We start from the raw sequence: 23423 nt of genomic DNA, 5'->3' as shown, positions 1-23423 counted from the left end.
GAGCTATTTGTTGAAAAAGCCGTGGATCTGTTGTAAATCTATTTTGATGAAGGTTTTGTTCCCGGAAAGTCCATAATTTGGGTTTTGGCAGGCAAACAACTGCCCGACGATGGTCTCCATCTCTGCCGTATCCAATTTTGTGCCTCTTTTGATGGAGGATCTCTTGGCCATGGCGCGGGCGAGACTTTCGCGTTTGTCGACGGAAAGCTCGGATTTGAATATTTTGAATTGCTCAAGGAGCCCCTCAAATAATGCCTTTTCGTTTGTCACTTGGATATCTGCCGGAACACCACGGATGAGCAAAGTATCTTTCCCAAAGGGGTCAATCAAAAATCCCAAGCGACTGAGTTCCTCCTGCATGTCCATGACCAAGGCAAAATCAGCCGGACTCAGTTGGATATGGGGAGGAAATAGGCATTGTTGCGATGCACCTGCAGCTTGTGTAAGTTGCTTGCTATAACGCTCAAACAGGATACGCTCGTGTGCTGACTGCTGCTCGATAATGACTAAACCGGACGAAAGCTGCGCCACGACATAGCTGTTTTCTACTTGGAATGTGTTTCCCGTCGCATGACTTTCCTGAAAGGGAAACCTGTCTTCGTTGGCTTTGGAAGGAAGGGTGAGGATATCCTCAAGTTCCGGAATTTCGGCAGGAATTTCCCGCTCGGAAATCATCGGGTTTTTCTGCTGTCCCTCAAATAGCTTCTCCCAACCCGAAACAGCCTGTTTCTTGAACATGGGAGTTTGAAAGCTCTTGTATTGGTTTTCTTGGATGCCCTCATCCGTGGGAATGATATGTTCCCTGGTCAGCATTTCGGCTTGCCCGGGAGTTTTTTTCCAGTTTTCGGTAAAATTGACATCATAGCTGAAGTCCAGCGACGGAACGACATGATGGGCACCTAGGGCTTGCTTCACTGCCGACCGGATCACGGCATACACGGTCCGTTCGTCGTCAAACTTGATTTCTGTCTTGGTCGGATGGACGTTGATGTCGATATGGCTTGGGTCAATGTCCAAGAAAAGCACATAAAACGGCTGCATATCTGCACCCATCAGTCCTTCGTAGGCATTGGCCACGGCATGGTGGAGGTAGTTGTTTTTGATAAATCGGTTGTTTACGAAGAAGAACTGCTCGCCCCGCGTCTTTTTCGACGCCTCCGGTTTTCCGATGTATCCGTGGATATTGAGGTGTGGGGTTTCTTCCCGGCAAGCCACCAATTGTCCTTGGTAGGACTTGCCAAAGATGCCCACGATGCGCTGGCTGAGTTTTCCAGGAACAAGTTTGAAAAGCTCAAGGTCATTTTGGTACAAGCTGAATCCAATTTCCGGATATGCCAACGCAACCCTTTGGAATTCCTCCACGATATGGCGCATTTCGACTGGGTTGGACTTGAGGAAATTGCGCCGTGCCGGCACGTTGAAAAACAGGTTTTTGACCAAAATGGATGTGCCGATTGGGCACGAAACAGGTTCTTGTTTCTTGACTTCGGACCCTTCAATTTGGATCAGCGTGCCTAGTTCGGAACTCGCTTGCCTGGTTTTCATCTCCAATTGCGCCACGGCAGCTATGGAAGCCAAAGCCTCTCCCCGGAAGCCAAATGTACGGATGGCAAAAAGATCCTCTGTAGTGCGGATTTTGGAGGTGGCGTGGCGTTCGAAACACATACGGGCGTCGGTCATGGACATGCCGTTTCCGTTGTCGATGATCTGAATGAGCGTTTTCCCTGCTTCCTTGACGATTACCTGTATTTGGGTTGCACCGGCGTCCACGGCATTTTCCAACATTTCCTTGAGGGCCGATGCAGGTCTTTGGACGACCTCACCCGCAGCTATCTGGTTGGCAATCGCATCAGGAAGCAGTTGGATGATATCGCTCATTTCCCTGATTTGCCCTTAATCCTGAAAAAAATGACCAACAATGCTAATCCACCGACTATATAAGCGACTGTATACAAAGCTTCAGGACCAAGATAAATGTACCCGAACACCGCAGCGATTAAGATCATAAAAATAACCAAGCGCAACATGGATGCGCTATTGAACAAAGAAGTACTTCTGCCTCGGATATGATTTCCACTGGCGAATGCGCCCCTGATCGAAGAAGAGTATGTCATGTCTTCCGTATCCTCGTCCGCTAGCGGGATTTTGCCTTCAGCTTGGAGTTCTTTCTTAATCCTTGCAGTTCGCTGCTCAATTTCCTCCTTTATGGGGTCATAGTAGCGCGGCTTGATTTCGAATCTTTGGGGGCTGGCTACTCTGAGTATGGAAGGTAATTTCATGTTTGTACCGATTCAATGTGTTATGAAATATTCAAAAAAACCTGCGTTCCGACCATCACATTATCATACTAAGCGCGGCTTTTTTTCGTAATGTTTGTGCAAACGATGTATATTCATACAAAGTTAATCCTAATCACAAGCAATAAAAATTAAACAGGAGCATGCGGGGAAAAGTTTGGCTAGCGTGGATGGGAATTTTGCTTCTCCTGATTACCGGGGCAGTTTTTGGTAGAAAGAAGCCCAACGAAGAGATTTTCAGGAAGGCAAAAGACCCCTTGGCCGTGATCGACCAATCGAGTCAAATGGCTTGGGTAGACAGTATTTTTCAGAATACGAGCTTTGAAGAAAGGCTCGGACAGCTTTTCATGGTGGCCGCCTATTCAAACAAAGACGCCAAACACGTCGCCGAAATCGAAAAATTGATCACCGAAAGCCAAATCGGAGGTGTGATATTTTTCCAGGGAGGGCCGGTCCGACAGGCGCATTTGACAAATCGCTACCAATCAATTTCGAAGATCCCGCTGTTTGTGGCCATGGATGCCGAGTGGGGCGTGAATATGCGCTTGGATTCCATAATTGGATTTCCCAAAGCCATGACCCTGGGTGCCTTGCCCGACGATGAACTGATCTACGAAATGGGAAAAGAGATCGCCCACCAATTCAAAGAGTTGGGAATGCATATCAACTTCGCCCCTGTCGTAGATGTCAACTCCAACCCTAATAATCCAGTAATTGGATACAGGGCCTTCGGAGAGGAGAAGAGACTGGTCACCCGCAAATCCCTGGCCTACATGAGAGGCCTTCAGGACAACGGCATCATGGCCAATGCCAAGCATTTTCCTGGACACGGAGACACGGAGAACGATTCCCATTATGCCTTGCCAGTGATCAATCATTCAGTCACGCGCATCATCGATATCGACTTGTACCCTTACCGTGAACTGATCGAAAACGATCTGATGAGCGTGATGGTTGCCCATCTCCACGTCCCAAATCTGGATAGCTCACCAAACCAAGCAACAACGCTATCAAAGTATGTGGTCAGCGATCTCCTGAAGACCCAAATGAACTTCAATGGGCTGGTCTTCACCGACGCACTCAATATGCAAGGAGTGACCAAGTACCACAAGCCCGGTGAGGTGGATTTGAGGGCCCTGTTGGCTGGAAATGACGTCTTGTTGTATTCGCAGGACGTCCCAAAGGCAAAGGCGATGATTCTACAGGCTATCCAGGACGGTAAGATTTCCCAAGAAGAAGTAGAATCCAGGATACAGAAGATTTTAAAGGCTAAGTATTGGGCAGGGCTCAACCAAAGGAAGCCGATAGACACAAGCAATCTGGTCAATCGCATCAATCGGCCTGCTGCCGAAATCTTGGCCGAGAGGCTCTATGCACGTGCCATCACGGTCACTTCCAACAAGGATAATCTGCTTCCCTTTAGAAATTTGGATCTGAAAAACTTTGCTTCCTTAACAATTGGGGGTGATGGAAAAGAGTTTCAGAAAAAACTTGACAAATATGCCAAGTTCGACCATTTCGAAATTGGAAAGGCTTCCGACCAAGCCAGTCAGGACACGCTCGCAAAGCAACTTGCGCGATACAATCACATAGTGATCGCTATGATGGGCATTACCAACAATCCCAATAGGAGTTTTGGCATGGCAAGTTCAGATTATCAATTTCTAAAAAGCCTGTCGGAGCGCCAAGATGTGACCCTAGTGGTATTTGGAAATGCATATTCCACGAAATTCCTTCCAGATGTGGCGCATCATGTGATTGCATTTGAAAACAATTCGACCACGCAGCGCCTTGTTCCGGAATTGATTTTTGGGGCAAGGGATGCTCACGGAATATTGCCCGTTTCGACAAATACAACCTATAGGATGGGCACAGGAGGATTTTTGGAAGGATTGAATCGGCTTTCATATACATTTCCCGAGAGCCAAGGAATGAATCGGAATGTATTGGCAAGAATTGATACCATCATGGATATCAGTATCAAGAAAAAGGCTTTCCCGGGTGGCGTAGTTTTGGTGGCAAAGAATGGTCAGGTCGTTTTTGAAAAAGCCTATGGCTACTATGATTACACTAAGAAAAAACCAGTCACGACCGAAACGGTCTATGATTTGGCTTCCGTGACCAAGATCTTGGCGACTACGCAGGCAGTGATGTTTTTGGCCAGCCGCAACCAGATAGATATGGACAAGCCGCTCGAGAGGTATTTGCCGGAACTGAAAGGTACAAATAAGGGTCCTTTGATTTTGAAGGATGTTTTGGCACACGAGGCGGGTTTGGTGGCCTTTATCCCGCATTATGCAAAAACCGTGGAATCGGGGCGATGGAAGTCAGAGTACTATCGGGAAAAGCCTGAGCCGGGTTTCACGACCCCTGTTTCAAACAACATGTATGGAATGAATTCCCTGCGCGACAGTCTCTGGCACTGGACCATCCAATCGAAATTACGGCAAAAGGAGCAAGGCCGAAATCGATACAGCTACGTCTATTCCGATCTGACAATGTACCTGCTGCAGGCGTTGGTCGAACGGGTTACCAATCAGCCCTTGGACGAGTTTCTCGACCAAAACATCTACCAACCCCTCGGGCTGTACACGATGACCTTCAATCCTTTCAAAAAATACGGCATTGACATGGTGGCTCCGACTGAGGATGATGTTGCGTTCAGAAAAACAGTCATCCAAGGATATGTCCATGATCCGGGGGCAGCCATGTACGGGGGAGTTGCGGGGCACGCGGGCTTGTTCGGAAAAGCGGGTGATTTGGCTGTCATGATGCAAATGATGCTAAATGGAGGTAAATATGCCGATGTGGATATGATGGATCCCCAGACAGTGAGTGAGTTCACAAAACGCCAATCCGCCCAAAGCAGACGAGGATGGGGTTGGGACAAACCCGAACCCGAGCGCGGTAAGGGTGGCAGTGCTGGAGTTTTGGCCTCGAAAAATACCTTCGGACATACGGGCTTCACCGGTACCTGTACCTGGGCAGATCCCGATCATAACTTGGTCTATGTTTTTCTATCCAATCGTGTCCATCCAGATGCTGAAAACAACCTCTTGCTCAAGGATAATGTCCGGCAAGAGATTCACGATGTCATCTACCAGTCCATGCGTCAGTGAACCGCCCATTTGGGAGGGAAAATTTGTTGGCGGCATTCTGAACAAAACGGAGTACTAGAAGTGTTGTTAGCATTGTAGAAATTACAAACACAAGCCAGCATGAAGATAGGGATAGTATGTTATCCGACATTTGGTGGGAGTGGGGTGGTAGCGACGGAATTGGGAAAAGCCTTGGCCAAGGAAGGCCATCAGGTCCATTTCATTACCTATAGCCAGCCAACCCGTCTCGATTTTTTCAACCAGAACCTGTTCTACCATGAGGTGGATATCAAAAGTTATCCACTTTTTGATTATGCTCCTTACGAGTTGGCCTTGGCCAGCAAAATGGTCTACGTAGTCAAGTATGAGAAATTGGACCTGTTGCATGTGCACTACGCCATCCCCCATGCTTCGGCGGCCTACATGGCCAAGCAGATTTTGAAAGAAGAGGGGATTCATATTCCGGTCGTCACCACTTTGCATGGTACCGATATTACCCTTGTGGGCAGAGATCCAAGCTATGCTCCGGTGGTGACGTTCAGTATCAATCAATCTGATGCGGTAACGGCCGTTTCCGAGGACCTACGAAAATCCACCTATGAGCATTTCGAAATCAAAAAAGATATTGTAGTTATTCCCAACTTTATCGATCTAGAGCGCTTCAAAAGGCAGAAAAAGGAGCATTTTAAAATGGCGATATGCCCAAATGGCGAAAAGCTTTTGGTACACACCTCCAATTTCAGAAAAGTGAAACGCGTGGAAGACGTCATTCATGTTTTTTATGAATTGAGGAAAAAAATCAAAGCCAAGTTGCTTTTGGTAGGAGATGGACCCGAGCGTGACCGAATGGAACGACTATGTCGAGACCTCGGAACCTGTGACGATATCCGTTTTTTAGGTAAACTAGAGGCAGTAGAGGAGGTTCTTTCTGTTGCCGATTTGTTTGTGATGCCTTCAGAGCGGGAGAGCTTTGGTTTGGCGGCTTTGGAAGCGATGGCTTGTGAAGTACCCGTCTTGAGTTCAAATGCCGGTGGGATACCGGAGTTAAACATTGATGGTGTGACAGGATTTACCTGTGAGGTAGGAGACGTCAAAACCATGACTGAAAAGGCATTATACATTTTAGATGACGCCAATCTTCCAGGATTTAAAAGACGCGCTTTGGATCGGGCGCGTGAATTTGACGTGACCAATATCCTGCCACTTTACGAGGAAGTATATCAGCGCACTTTGGAGAAGACTAGGCCTGCAACAGCCAAAGTCTGACAAAGATCATAAGACTAAATATCGAAGTGCTTGATTGACAAATGAAGTCAACAAATTAAATTTGCATACGTTAAACTAGACCAAATTATATTTTCATCCTTCAACCTTTTAGCTGCCGACAATATGACTACACTCAAAAAAATCGGGAGATTGGACAGGCCAGACAATCATGGTTCTGCGCAAATGTTTAAAAACCCTATCCTGGAAAAGCTTACCAGAACTCATATCTCCATTCCAATTACGTTGTGGCTTGTAACAGGAGGCATTTCCCTTTATTGGGGCTTCAAGACTACAGACATATCGCTGTATGCTGGCTTTGGCGTTCTAATTTTAGGCATTTTAGGATTCACTTTGTTAGAGTATCTCATGCATAGGTATATATACCATATGATTCCCGATACACCTATAAAAGACAAAATCCAATATAACATGCATGGGGTTCACCATGATTATCCAAAAGATAAAGACAGGTTGACACTTCCTCCATTCATAACACTTGTGTATGCGGTGATCTTTTACTATTTGTTTACATTCCTGATGGGAGACTATGGATTATTCTTTTTGCCTGGATTCATGATTGGCTATGCGGCGTATTTGGGTGTTCACTACATGGTCCATGCATATCAGCCGCCGAGAAACTTCTTCAGGGTACTCTGGGTGAATCATTCAATACATCACTACAAAGATCCCGATGCGGCATTTGGCGTGAGTTCCCCGCTTTGGGATTACATTCTGGGGACAATGCCGAAGAAAAGTTATTAACTGAAAAACCCTCCGAAGCCGGAGGGTTTTTTCATTTTTTGCTTTGTACAGCAAACCGGGTATTGAAGTTTTCTGAAAACTCCCTGAAACTTGCTGAATCAACTAGGCTATTGAAAAAGCTTTTTCCAACATTCAAGCGAAAATATTGAAGCCGCTCGAGGCTATCAGAAAGTGTCATCGACGCAGAGGTGATTTCCTCCAATTTCCAAATCCTCTCCATACCGACCGAATTGCTCACAATCAATCTGTCATCTTTCACTTCATAATCATAACCAACTGGTCCAATCTGCGGCTGATTGAGGACAATCATCGTGTCGTTGATGTACAACTCGAAATAGACGGAATCTTTGTCGAAGCTGTACCAGTCTCCTTGGATTTGCTCCTTTTCGCTTCCATTGCAGGAAAGCAATAGAAAAACCAGCGCCATGATTGCTAGTCTGATCCTAAATTCCTTTCCAAAAAAATAAATTTCCATCCTTTTATTGGGATTAATTTTGCCTAAATACGGTTTTTGAATTTAGTAAAAACTTTTAAAAAACAACTGAAAATGCGAACAGTATCGATTGTAGGACTTGGCTGGCTGGGTAGGCCTTTGGCACAACATCTTTTGAGGAAAGGCTTACTCGTCAAGGGCAGTACCACATCCACGGAGAAGTCCGTCTCATTGAAAGCGGAGGGAATCGATGCTGTTGTACTCCGTTTTTCACCCCACCCGGAAGGAGCAGGGTTTGGAAGCCTCTTCGTGGCTGATGTGCTGTTCGTCAATATTCCGCCCAAAAGCCGAGTGAATTCGGATTCCTTTTACCTGGAGCAAAACAAGTTTTTGAAGGAAATGGCGAAGCAGGCAGGTATCAGGAAAGTGATTTTTGCAAGCTCTACATCCGTTTACCCTGATGCCGATATAGAGTATTCGGAAGATTACCCGCTTACAAATGGGAATTCCGGGAGTCCGGGAATCTTACAGGCGGAGAGGCTCTGGTTCGAAGACAGGGATATTCAGTGTTCAGTCATCAGATACGGTGGTCTATTGGGCGTCGACCGGATTCCAGGCAGGTATTTTTCGGGAAAGGACAATGTGGTAGGTGATACGCCCGTCAACTTTATCCACCGTGATGACGCTGTCAGATTGGCTGCATGGGTTATTGAGAAAGAACTCTTTGGAGCGGTTTTCAATGCCGTAGCACCAATCCATCCACGCCGACGTGATATCTATGAAAGAAACGCGGTCGAGCTGGGTTTCCCTGCACCAAATAGCTATGCGCCCGGAGGGACGATGCCTTCAAAAGTGATTTCTTCCGAAAAAATACTGGAGACTGGATTCAAATTTGACTATCCCGATCCGATGGATTTTTGGTATGAAATGTGATTTCCAATCCCAAAGTCAGTGAATACAGTGGTTTTGAATTTAAGTCGGGGCTCAGCCTTTCAGGAGTTCGTTGTATCGTCTTGCATTGTTAGGGTCTACCCTTAGCATCAATGCCACTGCTTCAGCCCTGATTTCTTTTGGCGCATTCCTGAAAATTTTGCTGATTTCATCGCCTTTCGCGTCTACAAAGGCAATGGTAAAAATGCTGTTGGGCTGGGCATCATTTGCCTCCACAACCAGCCTAATAGCCTCTAGGATATTGATATAGGCTTCCTCGGGATTGGTGATCATCAGATCGAGCCCCTTCCGATGGTAGAGATAAATCGCCTCGCGGATGGATGAAAAGACCGAGGAAGTGTAAATGTCATTGATTAGCCAATACCTATTTCTCCGGTCATTTGGGCTGGCTCCCCATCCGGGTCTCGGGGATTGTTGGGCATTGTTGACGATGGTATTCGCGATTTCAAAATAGGGATCCCCGCCTCTCAGTGAGAAACTATCATAGTCAAAACCTAGCATGATATAGGCATAGTAGGCCAGAAGCGAACTGATGTTGTTTAGGAAAGTGAATCGGTTGAACTCTAGGGGTTGGGATTGAAGGTACTCAAAGGACCAGTTTCTATCAATAAAGTTGAGAACCATGGATTCGTAGCCGGTACCATGCACGGGTCGTACGCTCTGGATTTGCACCGTTGCGTTATAGAAGCCAATCTGGGGCATGTCCGAAATGGTAATCAGCATGTTGCCTTTGATCCTTTCCTGGGGCTGAAACTGGTCGTTGGTCCAGGTCCTGCCATTCATGAATTGCTCAAAGCTCACCTTCATGTCTTCAAATACCCGGGTTTCCTGAGTCCTTGCGCGGTCACTATTGATGATGACGGAAATGTTAAGCTCCTGGCTGAGGGCTTGCGTCAGGCACAAAAAAAACAATCCGAGTAGTAGCTTTATCTTCATGATTGATTCAGATCGCTAAAGATAACGAAGGACTAATGCCTAAATTTTAACAGGCAATTTCTTGATTTCTTCCAAAATGAGTTTGGCAACCTCTGTTTTTGGAAGTACGCCGGATTCTACCGAATATCCATCTTCCCGAAATAGCCTCACCTTATTCGTATCCAACTGGAAGCCAGCACCTTCATCTTTGGTTGAATTCAAAACGATCAAATCAAAATTCTTTTTGGTCAACTTTTGCTTGGCGTGGAATTCTTCGCGCTCAGTTTCCAGTGCAAATCCGACGTGGATTTGATTGAACCGCTTTTGTTGCCCCAAAGTAAATGCGATATCAATGTTTTTAGCCAATTCGAGCACCATTCCTTCACCATCCTTTTTGATTTTTTCGGCCGCAACATGTTTGGGTGCATAGTCTGCGACAGCCGCCGCAAACACACAGATATCCATGGCTGGATGAAGCTTGGCGGAGGCGTCATACATTTCTTGGGCGCTCCGTACCGATTGAATTTGGATATTGGGATGGTCGGGCTTCACCGCTCCTTTGCCCAACACCAAATGTACTTTTGCCCCCGCTTCAGCGAAAGCCATGGCAATTGCGGCTCCCATTTTGCCAGATGAATGATTGCTGATAAACCTCACTGGATCTATGGCCTCTTGGGTCGGTCCTGAGGTGATCAATACGTTTTTTTCCGCAAATTCAGTTTTAGGCTCAAAAAAATCAAATACCCTTTCAAGGATGTGTTCGGGCTCCATCAGTCTTCCTTGACCAGAAAGACCGCTGGCCAATTCGCCGTCTTCGGCTTCCAAAATCAGATTACCGAATTGACTTAGTTTGGTAATGTTTTCCTTCACGGACGGATGCTGGTACATATCCAGATCCATGGCAGGTGCCAGCATCACTGGACATCTTGCAGACAGGTATGTGGCCGCAAGGAGGTTGTCGCAAATGCCATTGGCAAACTTCGCCAAGGTATTTGCCGAAATCGGCGCCACCAGCAACAAGTCAGCCCACAGTCCCAACTCTACATGGTTGGTCCATTGGCCTGTATTGTTCTCGTAAAATCGGTGGTGGACTGGCCTTTTGGAAAGTGTGGCAAGTGTCAGTGGGGTAATAAAATCAAGAGCAGAGGAAGTCATGATGACTTGTACCTCTGCTCCTTCTTTGACTAACAACCTTGTGAGAATCGCCGACTTGTAGGCGGCGATGCTGCCGGTGACTCCCAATAGGATTTTCTTGTCTTTCAGCCGCATTTATTCTTCAGATGAAGTTTCCGGATGTCTGAAATAAAGTTTTCCCTCCATGAATTCTTCCATTGCCAATGTGGATGGTTTCGGCATCCTTTCGTAGAACTTCGATATTTCGATTTGTTCTTTGTTTTCGAAAACCTCTTCCAAATTGTCCACGGTGGAGGCGAATTCGGAAAGCTTGGTATTCAATTCCTCCTTCATGATGGAGGAAATCTGCTTGGCTCTTTGGGAAACCACGTGGATGGATTCGTACAGATTCCCGGTCGGCTCGGATACTTTATCCAAATCTCTTGTAATGATCGAAGGATTCACTGCCATATTATTGTGATTTTTATTGGTTCTTTTTCTTGTTTTCGGTGGCCTGTTCGCTTGCAGCCTCTTCATTGGCGCGGGCAAGCTGTTCATCGTACTCTTTCTTGAGTTTTTGGTAGGCCAGAATCTCTGCCTGTGCTGTTTTTTCAAACTCCTCTACTCTTCCCACATATTTGCTGTCAGGGTATCTTCTCTTAAACTGATCTGCGTATTTGGATACGTCATTCAGGCGCTCCTCTTTTTTGTCAAACTTGCTGCCCTTACCATAAGCCAAGGCTACTTCGACGAGTTTATATCCCAATTCTTCATTGTATTTTGAGTCGGGATAGTTTTTTGCAAAGTTTTGGAAGTTGATGATGCAGGCACGGTAGAAATCACCCGGGAATAAACCATCAGTTAACCTGAGGTAGAGCATGGATTCCTGGTAGGCCTTTTCTTCAAATCTCACTTGCAGATCCTCAATCATGGCAGTCGCCCTTTCATAGGAATCAGACTGCGGGAATCTGTTGATGAATAACTGGATCGCATTCACGGCGTCTCGGCTGCTTTTCTGATCCAGGTTATAGTCCGGTGCATCGAGGTACAAAGAATAGGCATTCATAAACAGTGCCTCTTCCGCCATGGGGCTACGGTTATAGGTCTGATAGAAGGTATTGAAATAGCCAGCCGCCTCGATGTAACGCTTCATCCGGAAGTGAGAATAGGCGTAATTGAAGTCCGCCAACTCTGCGCGTTCACTCCCTCGAATGACGGGTAACACCTTATCGTAAAGGATGATGGCTTTACTATACTCTCCAGCATTGTAATAATTGTTAGCCGCCTCGTAGAGCTCTTCCCAGTTGGTACTTTTCTCCAGTTTGTAGAATTTGCCGCAAGAACTCACGGTCAACAAAATCAATACAGGGAGAACGTATAGGAAATTTTTTTTCATCGCTTTTTGGAGGCGCAAATATAGGGTATAATTCATTCTAAACCAATGAAGGGTGGGGGAGAGCGTCATTTCTACTTCTTGACAACGAGCTTTTTGGTCACTATATTTTTGTTGTCAACAAATAAAGTGTAAAAATAAACCCCAGGGTTGAGGTCGGAGACGTTGATGACAATGTTTTTCTGTGTCGGATCCAGGGTATATTCTGCCACCGGGTTACCTATAAAGCTGTTGATGGTAATCTTAGCCGAAGCATTTGGATTTTTGTATTCATAATCAATCTGTGCAGACCTACTACTTGGATTTGGATAGGCACTGCCGATGGAGATGTCTTTGTGGTTGGTGTTGTCTATCGATGGGTTGAAAACTTCATAGACCGATTCAATCACGAAAACGTCACGAGGATTCGTTGCATTCACGAATTGAAGATCGAAGTTGCCTTTTGTCTCGGAGATGCCCATTTCGAATTCAATGTACAGATCTGTGAAAATCTCACCCGGCTGAAGGGTAAGTTTGATTTTTGCAAAATCCCGTCGTGGATCGTAGCATTTGTCCGAAATACACAATTTGATGTTTTGGGAAGAACCGATGTTTCCTCTCAAGAATTTCAAATTATAGTCTTTGACTTGACTGCTTTCGTTTTGGATGATGAGCGATTTCCGTTGTGAAGTTCCGATACGACCGCTGAACTCAACGCTCTCCGACAAAACCCTCACTTGTGCCGACGAATAACCCGTCAGCAAAAAGTATGCGGTGAGAAATGTCAGGAAGAATCGTTTCATGTAAAGTTGAATTCTATAGGCGACGAAGCGTTAAATCATTGATTAATACGACTAAAGATACCAAATAGGTTTGGTCTTTTGATACATTGGCGGTTAAATTTTGTTAACCTTTTTAAAATTTTTCTGGAGAAAATCCGTTGCAGACGCGATCTTTTGGGATGGTTTGATTTTCAACGAGTTAGTTATCGGTGGATTTTGTTTTTTCCTCCAATAGTTTTTGTATTTCCTCATCACTCGGGGGCTGAATCACAATATCCGGGCCATCAAAAAAATTAAAAGGATTTTTTTCCCTTTTTTTCGGCATCCGCCAGCTATTGATGGTTTCCATGCTCGGCTTTTCACTTTCCCGCCAGTTGAACCCCTCCAATTTCCGGTCTTTCTCCTCGATCAGATGGGGTGGTTTGAATTCGCCCTCCGGCTTCACCAGCCAGTTTGCCTTAATCAATTTACCTTCCTCGAAAAACATGATGATGTTGGCACACAGCATCTTGTTCATCCCGCGTAAGGTTGAATCACCGATTAGGTCAAAATAAATGGACTCCCCATTTCCTTGGATATGCAGGCGGCTGACTTTTTGGTCTTTGAAATAGCCCGTCATTTTTCGCCCTTTCATCTGATTGAAATTGCCGATGGAATCTTTGCTGATTGTAAACGCTTTTTGGGTGAGATAGACTTTGTCGATTTCCTCGTTTGCGATCAAAAACCTGATGCTGTCCGCGGAGATTTGGCTTTTATTGTCCCAAATGACCGGATCACGGTATAAGTGTATGGTCGAATCCGAATAGACATAGGCCAACGAATCCGATTTTCCCGACATGGTAGACTTCACGAAGTTTACATTATGAAAAGCCAACAGCTGTTTTTCCTCGGCTTTGTCACTGTCCTGTGAAATGAGCGTGTCTGCCGACATGTACATGGTGTCCTTTTCAAAATACTTCCTCACGAGCGCATTCCCCACGACAATGCTGTATTTTCGGTCTTCCCAATATTTCCCTTCTTCCCCAAACACTTCGATTTCCCGCTCCTTATTGTACACGCTTACGTTGACCCGACCCTCGTAATATTTCTTTTTTTCGTCGTAGAAGAGCGTCTCAGCGTACACTCTGCTGGTTTCGGTTTCCACTTCACCATCATAAAACCTGAAAATCTTGTTTTCGGTGTCATAATAGCTACCCTTTTGGGCGTTGAGTCTTTCCCCACCTTTGGCAATAATATTCGTGATCCCGACTGTTTCGGAGGTTTTCGGAATGGTATAGTAAATCAGGAAATTGGTTCGAAGGGTGTAATCGGGATTGACCAATTCGACCATTCTCGAAAAAGTAATCTTCTCCAATGTGGTTTCGTAGGTTCCTTCCTTGGAAGTCAGGACATTGACGCTGTCAACGACTTTTCCTTTGTTGAAATAATTTGCGACACCTGTGACCCTGTTATAATCGAGAAAATCAGTGTACAAAGAGGTCGACTGGTTCTTGAAGACTACGTTTGTGCGCAGTTTTGCAACTTTTGTGGCCCCGTCATATTCCGCATACCGGCTGGTAGTAGTCACGGGATCTTCCTGGTCCACAAAGCGCACGTTGCCATAAAGTATCGCGCGATTTTCAGCCCTGAAAAAATGCGCCGAGTCACAGTAAATCAGCGTATTCTGGTGCTTCATCCGCACATCTGATATCAGTCTCTCAAATCCGCCCGCTCCCTGCAAAAGCTCCGCATTCAAAATTTCGAGTGTGTTTTGGGCACTGACAGTTGATAGTCCCACAACAAACAGGCAGGCGATGGACAAAAGAAACTTTTGGAGCATTTGGAAACCGATGTGGGCGCAAATTAACCAAAAATGATATTTTTGACTTATGGAAGCGCTTTTTATAGACCACTTACGGGAGAAAAAACTTTTGGATTCGGGTAAAACGTATCTTTTGGCATTGAGTGGCGGGATAGACAGTGTTTGTCTTGGTCAGCTTTTGAAGCGGTCTGGAATCGGATTTGCGGTCGCCCATGTCAATTTCGGTCTCCGCGGTGAGGAGAGTCAGGCTGACGAGGGATTTGTACGTGCTTTAGCAGAAGTATGGCAAGTGCCGATTTTTGTTACGCACACCAGTAAAGAAGCCTTGGAGGCCACGGGACTATCCACCCAAATGGCAGCAAGGGAATTTAGGTATGCTTGGTTCGAGTCTTTGCTGGAGCGAAACGGTCTCGAAGCAGTCCTTGTCGCCCACCATGCGGATGACCAATTGGAAACCATTTTTCTCAATCTCCTGAGAGGTACCGGTATCGAAGGTATCTACGGTATGGCGGATATCCGTGGACATATTTTACGCCCATTATTACCGTTTTCAAAAGCACAGATCCATGCTTTCATGAAGGAAAATGGCTTTGCTTGGCGGCAAGATCGTAGCAATGCGGGTAATGAATACAAGAGAAATGTCCTTCGAAATGAGATTTTGCCGGTATTTGAGCGCGCAATACCTGGAAGCCTGCAGCAGATGGCTGGGAGTTTTCAGCGGTTAAAGGATACGGGGAGGGCATTTTTTTCACTTTATGAGGAATGGAAAAAATACCACATTAAGTCAGAGGAGGGGTTCCAGTACCTTGCTATTCAGGATATTGGACAGCAGGCTGGGAGAATCTCGATGCTTTATTATTGGATCAGGGATTTTGGATTTTCGATGCATGATGCGGAAGATATCATCGCCGCCGTGGACAGGGCGGAAGCCGGGAAGTCATTTATTGCGGGAGGCTATATGCTGAACTGCGACCGGGATTTTCTCATTTTAGGACAATCTAGTTTTGACTGGCAGGAGAAAGCAGTCAATGTTCATGATATTTCCTGCAGGATTTGGGACTTTGAATATGACATATTGAAACTGCCGGCCCCGGTCGAAATCGATCCTGCGCCCGATAATGCCATGTTTGACCTCGGGAAGCTGGTGTTCCCGATTCGCATCCGAAAATGGGAGACAGGAGATAAAATTAGGCCACTGGGTATGGATCGGGAAAAGAAAGTCAGTGATTTATTGGTAGATTTGAAAGTCCCGCTTATTAAGAAAAAGCAGGTGCTTGTCATGCTTTCTGGTGAAGAAATCGTCTGGGTGATGGGCTTTCGGATTTCTGACCGTTTTAAAATAGACGAGCGCACAAAAGAGGTGCTTTATTTCAAAAAAACTCAAAAATGATCAATCCATTTTCCAGGACTTTCAGTGAACAGGAACTAGAGGTTTTTCAGTTTCTTTCCCAAGTCAATTTTTTCGAAAGGCTCAAAAACCTTGAAATGGCTAGGTTTCTTCCTGCCATCCAATATCGCAAATACGCAAAAGAAGAGGTGATTTTCTTCCGTGGTGATCCGAGTCAGGCGCTATATGTTGTCACGAAGGGTATCATCCATTTGACGCTGGATGTGAAGGATACCTTTGAAGTCATCAAAGAAGCGCGTCGCGGGGAGGCTTTTGGGGAAAATTCCTTTATTGAGAATGCCACCAGGATATATACAGCCATCGTCAATTCGGACCAGGCTGAGTTGATGGTGATTCCGCATTTTGCGATCCAGGAAGTATTCGATAGCCATCCTACCATCAAGGCAAAAATCATGACTTCCTTGGCGGAATATTACAACGAGAACAATCGTCGGCTCTTTAAGTCTTACAAGAATTCCTTCGGGTTTTTCAACCTCGGGGAAATGTTCGAGACCCCTCAATAGGAATTTTGTTTTCGGAGAAATTGGATTGGTGGAAGGAAGTCAACTTCCTGTTGCCATTTGCATTCCAAAACCCACCTGTGGTCAACTATTGTTGGATAATCTTTTATTTGGAAGGCTTTGTTTAATAACTTAGCGCCACTTTTGAAATCAATGTTTCATCTAAAAATAAACCAAATATCATGACAAAAGTAACCGTGGTCGGTGCAGGCAATGTGGGCGCAACCTGTGCCGATGTTTTGGCCTATAGGGAGATTGCCGAGGAGATCGTCCTCGTGGACATCAAGGAAGGTATTGCAGAGGGAAAAGCCCTGGATATCTGGCAAAAAGCCCCCATCAACCAATATGACAGCAGGACTGTTGGTAGCACCAACGACTATTCCAAAACTGCCAATTCTGACGTGGTAGTCATCACTTCCGGCCTTCCAAGGAAGCCCGGAATGACCCGTGACGACCTTATCGAAACCAATGCCGGAATCGTGAAGTCTGTGACGGAAAATGTTGTGAAATATTCCCCAAATGCCATCATCATTGTAGTTTCCAATCCGCTTGACGTGATGACTTACCAAGCACACATCACTTCCAAGTTGCCAAGGACAAAGGTGATGGGTATGGCTGGAATCCTGGATACCGCGAGATACAGGGCATTTTTGGCTGACGAGCTGAATATCTCTTCCAAGGAAATCCAAGCGATCCTAATGGGTGGACATGGAGATACCATGGTGCCACTACCTCGGTATACCACTGTGGCTGGAATTCCTGTGACCGAATTGGTCGCAAAGGATAAATTGGACGCAATCATCGAGCGGACTAAGTTTGGCGGCGGTGAATTGGTGAAACTTATGGGAACTTCCGCTTGGTATGCGCCAGGTTCGGCAGCTGCACAAATGGTAGAGTCCATCGTCAAGAACCAGCGCCGTGTATTCCCAGTTTGCATCAAGCTGGACGGAGAGTATGGCATTGACGATTGCTACCTCGGCGTGCCTGTCATCCTTGGAAAAAACGGCATCGAGCAGGTAATCGAACTGGATTTGAATGCCGAGGAAAAAGCCCTTCTAGAGGTATCAAGGGGTCACGTGAAAGAAGTAATGAACGTTTTGGACAAGTTGTCCGCCAAATAACATTCCTTACGTTTGCAATAGAGAAAATCCCGACGCTAATCGGGATTTTTTTATTTTATTGGAATTCGGATTGGGAATCATCAATGTCAGGTTTGAAAAGGAGAATTATCGTAGGTCTGGGTATATTGCTGATTGGCCTTTCGGCCTTTTTGGCCTTTCGATATTTTTTCGGAAAGCCTTTGCGGTCATCCTTCGAGGCAACCTCGGAAGAATCCTTGTTGCTGTTGCGTGTCGATGATCCGGTTGGATTTTGGAATGGGCTGGTTTCCCAAAAATTCTGGAAAGAAATGACGACCATTCCCGCGGTGCGAAATGCGGAATCGATGTTGGTGGGTTTGGATAGTTTGGCAGGGCAGCAAGGTCGATTGCAAAAATTCCTCAAAAACAAAAATTTCCTTGCATCTCTACAGCCAGTAGGCAAAGATGAAATGGATTGGCTGTTTGTACTGGAAGTGAGTGACGAAGCGCTCAAGGATTTTTGGTCAATCATTGAATCCAACACTTCAAATAGGTATGTCTCCGCCACGAGACTTTACAGTGACGTGGAAATCAGGGAAATCAAGGCGAAGGACGGCAGCAGGACGCTTTCGGTTGCCCGTATCGACAACCTGGTGCTTTTGAGTTTCACGTCATTTTTGTTGGAGGAGGCGATAAGAAACGTGCAAAGCGAATCCATTCCAAACATGGGTGATATTTACGGCGACAGACTTTTTAAGAACCGAGAACCCGTCACCTTGATTCTGACCAAAGCCGGTGTCCAAGGATTTGCAGGCGTGTTGGGAAAGGAAGGAAGAGGAGAAGTCTTCGTGGCCTGGCCTGAGAAATTGGCGGCGGTTATTCATCCTGAAATAGACGGATCGGAAATTCGCTTTTCCGGCGAACTGTATTCTGATCCAAGTTTTCCGATCGAAACATCCGATATTTCCGAAGCTACCTGGTCCAATTGGCTTGGTTTGGTACCCAATAGCGCCGCTTCTTTCTCGGTATTTAGCTTTGATCATATTTCAAAATTGTCGGGAATAATGGGGGAAAATCTTGTCCTCAACCCAGTGGTATCCGGTGAGTTGGAGAATAAATTGATTGATAGGGGTTTTTTGGAGGGGTTTACGGGCATGCATTTGGCGATCGAGATGGGGCAGTCGTTTTCTGATCGCAGGGACAGGATCCTTGTTTTTCGGACAGATTCTGCAGCCCGACAGACAGAGATGCTGCGGGATTTTGTCATTGGAATTGCCGAAGGGATTGAACGATCAACCTACGTTGATTTTTATCGGGGAAGGGAAATTTTTATGATCGATTTGGACCAATTTCCAACCCATTTGTTTCGGGCCAATTTTTCGGGCTTTCCCAATACCTTCATCACGGTGTTGGAAGGAAATATCTTGATGGCCAACAGCAACAGTGTTTTGAAGCGCTATTTGGACGAAATGGATTCAGGGAATGGCAAAAGTATTGCATCGACCGGATTTCCTTCTGAAAATGGCGACATATCCCAATTCCAGACCTATTGGGAGCTGGATTTCTCCAATACATGGCCGACATGGATGGATTTCGTGAGTCCATCGTGGGCGGCATTTTTTCAGAAATATGCTGCGGTCGCTTTTCAGTTCGAAAAGCTTAGCCTTCAGGTCTCAGTGTCGAATTCTTCCCATTTCTTGACAGGAAAGGTTAGCTATCGGGACACAAAGACAGGTGCAGAACAGCAGCTCGCAATGCATGAAATCAAGACGGTTACCTTCGAAGAAGAGCTGACTTTCGGTCCCAAAGGGTTGCGGAATTTCAATGATGCCAGTCTGGAATTCCTTGTCCAGGATCGATCGGATAAGGTGCACTTGATTACCGAGGAAGGGGAGGAAGTCTTCTCCAAAATGCTAGATGGACCGATCATTTCGGACATTTTCCAAATCGATTACTATAAAAACAACAAGCTTCAACTGCTTTTTGCCACGGCCAACAGTCTGTATGCTGTGGATCGTTTGGGTGAGTTTTTGCCGGGTTTTCCAGTCGATATTCCAACTGGAAGCATCTCCTACCTCAACTTGGTGGATTACGAGAATGACCGCAACTATCGGTATTTCCTCGCCAGCGCGTCCGGGGAGATTTACTTATTGGACAGGGAAGGAAAAATTTTGGATGGCTGGAATCCCAAGGTGATTCCGGACCCGATTGTGTCAAATCCGACACATTTCAGGGTTCCCGGATTGGGTGACCGTATGTTTGTAATCGACCGTAAGGGATATTGGCATTTGTTCAACAGGAGGGGAGAGTACGAGCCGGGCGCGCCATTTGAGCTTGCTGACGAAATCCTTACCCAATATGCAATCCGTGAGGGGAATTCTGCCAAGGAAACTCGTATCGTGACCGTCAGTCCAAATGGGGAAGTGGTGATGGCTAATTTTCAGGGAGAAATTACGGAGCGGACACAGTTGCCAAGACCTGACCGCGAGAGCAGCTTCCACTTGGTGAAAGATCCGAAAAATGAGAGATACCTGTTGGTCGTACAGGAATTCAATCAATTAACGGTCTTGGATGAGTCCTACCAAACGCTGTTTTCGCAGCGCATCGATGCCAAAGATTTGTATTTCCAATATTTCCACTTTGGTCCCAGCAATGAGATCTTGGTTGTAATCGACCGGCAGCAGGAGTTTATCTATCTCTATGATTTGGCTGGCAAAATGCTCTCGGAAAGACCACTGCCCGGTACTTCTCCACTGGCGATTGATTTGCCCGCAGGGAAGAATGAATATGCCATTTTTTCCATTCACGGTAGCCAATGGATAGAATACCGTGTTCCCCTTTGATTATTTTGGGTACAATCAGTTTTTCACCTCAAATTCTTCCTGTACGAGCTTCAATCTGCCATCTGAATCGCGCAAGACCTGCGTCAGTTCATATTTGCCTTCGACCTCGGAGGTGAAGACTGCTGAGGGTTTGTTTGGATCTATTTCCCAATGCAACAAATTTCTGAAATCCGGAAAACGCGCCGTTCCCAAACTGGAATTCACCTGGGGTGACACCAGCGTCGTTGGCTGCTGAATTAGGGGATAATTCAGGTAAATCGCATTTGGGGGCAATTCAAATCCGCCAAAATCATTTTTGAAAGAATGGATGTTGATCACCCCGTCAAACTTTTCATGGTTGAATAAAAATTCACGCGCCATGATTTCCATGCTTTCGATCTTCACCGGATCAAATTCTATGAGCGCATCGATATCAAACACGGGCATGCCATCTAGCAAAACCAATGGATTTTCATTGAATACCGTGCCCAGAGGTTTATTAAGGACTTTCAGCAGTGCTTTTTTGTTTTGGCGTCTGACCATTACTTCCGGCACATATTCCCTCAGCGTAACCTCAAAAGTTTCGAACCGGGTATAATCGTCGAGTCTGTAAATTCTGTCTTCGTCAAAACCTACTACAATGGGGAAATTCTCGAGCGTTTGCTTTGGATAGTAGGCCGCTGTGACTTTGGAAGCCGTCACCAAATCCAACAAGAATTCTTTTTGGCTTTCTTCCACGACGAAGGGTGGGAAATGGAAATCGCTTTTCAAACTTAGCGGCACAAAAGGTGATTGCAGCGCAAAACTCATCGGTGATTCGGCCTGATTGGATTGGACGATCAAAAACCGGTAGTCTTTCATGGCACCAAGTTCGAAGAACAAATCGCCGTTTGGCTTAGCCTTGGCTGAGTTTAAGAATGATTTCTCGCCATGGGCGGAAAGGTAAAACGTCTCCGAAGGATTTTGGGACTCTTGGAGGTTTTTTGCATAGACGACATGTCCAAACGGCTCAGGAATCAGCGGGTAATCACTCGGTAGCGCGTCATATATCTCCCCTCCGATATAGCCTTTGGCGTTATTTGGCAAAAAGGGATTGACCAATGCTGATTTCAGGAGGACAGGTTGTTCGGTCCAGGCCTCTACAAGGTTGAGTTTTGAATTTGGTTTGGCCGAATCCAAGTTGCCGTCAGTGCTCGGCTGTTTGAATTGATACCTGTTTTGAACTTGATTTTGGGTGATTTTTCGCTGTTGTGACTTCGGGTTGATGACCGTGATGAACTGGTTCCACACTCCATTGGTACTTAACAGCGGGCTGATTCGGGTATAAAATCTGACCAAATAATGGTCAGAATCAATCTGTGAGGGAATGTCCAAATAGCCTTGGGCTTCACCATTTGACAATTGGAAAATGGTTTGAAATAAAGGAATTCCGTTGCGACTGACCAGTTCGGCATAGCCGATGTTTGAGCCGCTTTTGCCGTTCTTGTCTTTCGCCTCGACAAAAAACCAGACTTTTTCTCCCGTGACGGCGATATTTTGCCCAATGACCGCCTGTAGGATTTCGGGTTCCACGGATTGCGCAAAAGTCGATATCGACCACAGGGTCAACGCCAAAAGCATACCTATTTTTTTTATTTTCATCTCAATCCTCCCAAAATTCTGGTTTTACATTGGAGCCCCTGAGCGTACAATCCGCACAGTCTCGCCTGACGGGGTAAAAGCCGATTGTGGTGGTCTCCACCATCACTGGTGCTGCAGGCAGTCTTTGCCCCGAACCAAAAGCGGAGGAATAGTTTGCCACTAAAATAGTGTCCGTTTCCATCCTGCAAAATTTATAGTCCTCAATGGTGACTGGCCAAGGTGCCACATCCGCATTATCGATATATATTCTTTTGCTTGCCGATTGGCCGATACTGACAAAGCCGATTACGGTTTCCTCGGGATTTGAAATCGGCTCGATATTGCTGCGGATAAGGGAGGGAAGTGGGCTGAAAATGCCTCCGATATCATCAGAGTTCCGTCTCAAAATTTCCCAAAAATCATAGGTCTCTTGGTTGATGGCGCGTTGTTTTACCAAGATGCTGTACCGTTGCATCAAGCGCTCGTCATTTGGGCGAATGCGCACCAACTCTCTTTGAAGAATGGTGTTGTTTTCAAATCTAGCAGCGTTTTGAAGGATGATCTTTGGGAAGACATTGGAATTCCAGCAAAGATCGATGCGCTCATCGTCCCTGCGTGGCTCCACGTCCTTTGTCTCCGGGTTATATTTGAACACTGTCCTCACCGCTGGACGGAAAATCCAATGCTCCTCATATGTCCACAAAAAATACTGCGCAGCTTCGTTGCCTTGGGTGCTGACGTAGATTTCCACTCCGTTTTGGTCACGTATAAAACCCAATTCGCCGATTTCAGGACTGACGACGGGCTGCATCCACTCGGAGAGGTATTGACGCCCACCTGCAGAGTTTATTTCCAAGCGGTACCTGGTGTTGTTGTCCAAGGTGGCGGTGAGCGAGTATTCCCCCATGTTTTTTTCTTCAAAAAACCAGGTTTCGCCGGATTCAGAATTGAGTCTTACCGATGCCCTCGTTTCTTTTGAAAATTGGCTGGACTGTCCGACGGGAGCAGTACGGCTGAGGATAATCTTGGATTCCTCCCCATTGGTTTCGATAAATCCTTCCACGACCAAAATCCCCAAATCCGTTTCCGTTACTTCAGGCTCAAATGGATCGCGGCAAGCTCCCAAAAGCACGATCCCAATTGCGGCACAAAGTACCGTCAGCTTGGTAATCGGTAAGCAATATGTTTTTCCAATTCGTTTCAT

At 45.9% G+C, this 23423-nt stretch carries 19 protein-coding genes; 8 read left to right on the top strand and 11 right to left on the bottom strand.

The window, feature by feature from the left end; genetic code table 11:
• Positions 1–3 precede the first annotated feature (3 nt).
• Both mutL and C943_RS09870 read right to left on the bottom strand, forming a co-directional pair.
• Positions 4–1878: a DNA mismatch repair endonuclease MutL gene (mutL, locus tag C943_RS09875; protein WP_008627217.1), complete on the bottom strand. Its 1875-nt coding sequence runs from the start codon at positions 1876–1878 to the stop codon at positions 4–6.
• Positions 1875–2279 (bottom strand): hypothetical protein, encoded by a 405-nt coding sequence (locus C943_RS09870; RefSeq protein ID WP_008627215.1) that lies wholly within the window; start codon positions 2277–2279, stop codon positions 1875–1877. The genes mutL and C943_RS09870 overlap by 4 nt, the downstream gene beginning before the upstream one ends.
• 161 nt (positions 2280–2440) lie before the next feature.
• Between C943_RS09870 and C943_RS09865 the strand changes: the two genes are divergently transcribed.
• The 3 genes from C943_RS09865 (at position 2441) to C943_RS09855 (ending at position 7423) form a co-directional block, all read left to right on the top strand.
• Entirely contained in the window at positions 2441–5416 is a 2976-nt protein-coding gene (locus tag C943_RS09865) for a serine hydrolase domain-containing protein (protein ID WP_008627212.1), read from the top strand.
• Between the two features lie 99 nt (positions 5417–5515).
• A complete protein-coding gene (gene bshA, locus C943_RS09860) occupies positions 5516–6661 on the top strand; it encodes an N-acetyl-alpha-D-glucosaminyl L-malate synthase BshA (RefSeq protein ID WP_008627210.1) in 1146 nt (381 codons plus the stop codon).
• Between the two features lie 123 nt (positions 6662–6784).
• Entirely contained in the window at positions 6785–7423 is a 639-nt protein-coding gene (locus C943_RS09855) for a sterol desaturase family protein (protein WP_040480009.1), read from the top strand.
• A gap of 31 nt (positions 7424–7454) precedes the next feature.
• On the opposite strand, the gene C943_RS09850 is transcribed toward C943_RS09855, so the two are convergent.
• A complete protein-coding gene (locus tag C943_RS09850; RefSeq protein WP_008627206.1) occupies positions 7455–7898 on the bottom strand; it encodes a hypothetical protein in 444 nt (147 codons plus the stop codon).
• 72 nt (positions 7899–7970) lie between these two features.
• On the opposite strand from C943_RS09850, the gene C943_RS09845 reads away from it, so the two are divergent.
• Entirely contained in the window at positions 7971–8789 is an 819-nt protein-coding gene (locus C943_RS09845) for an NAD(P)-binding domain-containing protein (protein ID WP_008627203.1), read from the top strand.
• Between the two features lie 51 nt (positions 8790–8840).
• Here C943_RS09845 and porD read toward each other — a convergent pair whose 3' ends face one another.
• From porD to C943_RS09815, 6 genes are all read right to left on the bottom strand, one after another.
• Positions 8841–9743, bottom strand: coding sequence for a type IX secretion system protein PorD (gene porD, locus C943_RS09840; protein WP_008627201.1), 903 nt, complete (start codon positions 9741–9743; stop codon positions 8841–8843).
• A gap of 39 nt (positions 9744–9782) precedes the next feature.
• Complete coding sequence (gene coaBC / locus C943_RS09835) at positions 9783–10991, bottom strand: bifunctional phosphopantothenoylcysteine decarboxylase/phosphopantothenate--cysteine ligase CoaBC (RefSeq protein WP_008627199.1); 1209 nt, start codon at positions 10989–10991, stop codon at positions 9783–9785.
• The gene (locus tag C943_RS09830) at positions 10992–11306 is read right to left on the bottom strand and encodes a DNA-directed RNA polymerase subunit omega (RefSeq protein ID WP_008627197.1); all 315 of its coding nucleotides are present in this window, start codon (positions 11304–11306) and stop codon (positions 10992–10994) included.
• A gap of 13 nt (positions 11307–11319) precedes the next feature.
• Complete coding sequence (locus tag C943_RS09825; protein ID WP_040480006.1) at positions 11320–12231, bottom strand: outer membrane protein assembly factor BamD; 912 nt, start codon at positions 12229–12231, stop codon at positions 11320–11322.
• A 71-nt stretch (positions 12232–12302) separates the two neighbouring features.
• Positions 12303–13010 carry a T9SS type A sorting domain-containing protein gene (locus C943_RS09820; protein ID WP_008627191.1) on the bottom strand — a complete coding sequence of 236 codons (708 nt, stop codon included), beginning with the start codon at positions 13008–13010 and terminating at the stop codon, positions 12303–12305.
• 178 nt (positions 13011–13188) lie between these two features.
• Positions 13189–14808 carry an OstA-like protein gene (locus tag C943_RS09815; RefSeq protein WP_040480003.1) on the bottom strand — a complete coding sequence of 540 codons (1620 nt, stop codon included), beginning with the start codon at positions 14806–14808 and terminating at the stop codon, positions 13189–13191.
• A 49-nt stretch (positions 14809–14857) separates the two neighbouring features.
• Between C943_RS09815 and tilS the strand changes: the two genes are divergently transcribed.
• From tilS to C943_RS09795, 4 genes are all read left to right on the top strand, one after another.
• Entirely contained in the window at positions 14858–16180 is a 1323-nt protein-coding gene (gene tilS / locus C943_RS09810) for a tRNA lysidine(34) synthetase TilS (RefSeq protein ID WP_008627180.1), read from the top strand.
• Positions 16177–16701, top strand: a complete 525-nt coding sequence (locus C943_RS09805; protein WP_008627175.1) for a Crp/Fnr family transcriptional regulator — start codon at positions 16177–16179, stop codon at positions 16699–16701. The genes tilS and C943_RS09805 overlap by 4 nt, the downstream gene beginning before the upstream one ends.
• Before the next feature lie 179 nt (positions 16702–16880).
• Positions 16881–17819 (top strand): malate dehydrogenase, encoded by a 939-nt coding sequence (mdh, locus tag C943_RS09800; RefSeq protein ID WP_008627171.1) that lies wholly within the window; start codon positions 16881–16883, stop codon positions 17817–17819.
• A gap of 92 nt (positions 17820–17911) precedes the next feature.
• Positions 17912–20620, top strand: a complete 2709-nt coding sequence (locus C943_RS09795; RefSeq protein ID WP_157198500.1) for a hypothetical protein — start codon at positions 17912–17914, stop codon at positions 20618–20620.
• Positions 20621–20635: 15 nt separating this feature from the next.
• Here the strand turns inward: C943_RS09795 and C943_RS09790 are convergent, their stop codons facing one another.
• Positions 20636–22240, bottom strand: a complete 1605-nt coding sequence (locus C943_RS09790; RefSeq protein ID WP_051069571.1) for a hypothetical protein — start codon at positions 22238–22240, stop codon at positions 20636–20638.
• Position 22241: 1 nt separating this feature from the next.
• On the bottom strand, positions 22242–23423 hold the full coding sequence (locus tag C943_RS09785) for a DUF4249 domain-containing protein (RefSeq protein WP_008627168.1): 1182 nt from the start codon (positions 23421–23423) through the stop codon (positions 22242–22244).

It is taken from the genome of Mariniradius saccharolyticus AK6 (genome assembly GCF_000330725.2).
In the GTDB taxonomy this organism is placed as follows: Bacteria; Bacteroidota; Bacteroidia; order Cytophagales; family Cyclobacteriaceae; genus Mariniradius; species Mariniradius saccharolyticus.
Note: the sequence above shows the minus strand (reverse complement) of the source record. Positions and strands in the feature narration are given on the sequence as shown.

Coding starts and splice junctions, on each gene's coding strand:
- C943_RS09815 (WP_040480003.1), bottom strand. CDS start 14,808: ATGCTCCAAAAGTTTCTTTTGTCCATCGCCTGCCTGTTTGTTGTGGGA.
- bshA (WP_008627210.1), top strand. CDS start 5,516: ATGAAGATAGGGATAGTATGTTATCCGACATTTGGTGGGAGTGGGGTG.
- porD (WP_008627201.1), bottom strand. CDS start 9,743: ATGAAGATAAAGCTACTACTCGGATTGTTTTTTTTGTGCCTGACGCAA.
- C943_RS09830 (WP_008627197.1), bottom strand. CDS start 11,306: ATGGCAGTGAATCCTTCGATCATTACAAGAGATTTGGATAAAGTATCC.
- mutL (WP_008627217.1), bottom strand. CDS start 1,878: ATGAGCGATATCATCCAACTGCTTCCTGATGCGATTGCCAACCAGATA.
- C943_RS09825 (WP_040480006.1), bottom strand. CDS start 12,231: ATGAAAAAAAATTTCCTATACGTTCTCCCTGTATTGATTTTGTTGACC.
- C943_RS09870 (WP_008627215.1), bottom strand. CDS start 2,279: ATGAAATTACCTTCCATACTCAGAGTAGCCAGCCCCCAAAGATTCGAA.
- C943_RS09820 (WP_008627191.1), bottom strand. CDS start 13,010: ATGAAACGATTCTTCCTGACATTTCTCACCGCATACTTTTTGCTGACG.
- C943_RS09850 (WP_008627206.1), bottom strand. CDS start 7,898: ATGGAAATTTATTTTTTTGGAAAGGAATTTAGGATCAGACTAGCAATC.
- C943_RS09865 (WP_008627212.1), top strand. CDS start 2,441: ATGCGGGGAAAAGTTTGGCTAGCGTGGATGGGAATTTTGCTTCTCCTG.
- C943_RS09855 (WP_040480009.1), top strand. CDS start 6,785: ATGACTACACTCAAAAAAATCGGGAGATTGGACAGGCCAGACAATCAT.
- coaBC (WP_008627199.1), bottom strand. CDS start 10,991: ATGCGGCTGAAAGACAAGAAAATCCTATTGGGAGTCACCGGCAGCATC.
- C943_RS09845 (WP_008627203.1), top strand. CDS start 7,971: ATGCGAACAGTATCGATTGTAGGACTTGGCTGGCTGGGTAGGCCTTTG.
- C943_RS09805 (WP_008627175.1), top strand. CDS start 16,177: ATGATCAATCCATTTTCCAGGACTTTCAGTGAACAGGAACTAGAGGTT.
- tilS (WP_008627180.1), top strand. CDS start 14,858: ATGGAAGCGCTTTTTATAGACCACTTACGGGAGAAAAAACTTTTGGAT.
- C943_RS09790 (WP_051069571.1), bottom strand. CDS start 22,240: ATGAAAATAAAAAAAATAGGTATGCTTTTGGCGTTGACCCTGTGGTCG.
- C943_RS09785 (WP_008627168.1), bottom strand. CDS start 23,423: ATGAAACGAATTGGAAAAACATATTGCTTACCGATTACCAAGCTGACG.
- mdh (WP_008627171.1), top strand. CDS start 16,881: ATGACAAAAGTAACCGTGGTCGGTGCAGGCAATGTGGGCGCAACCTGT.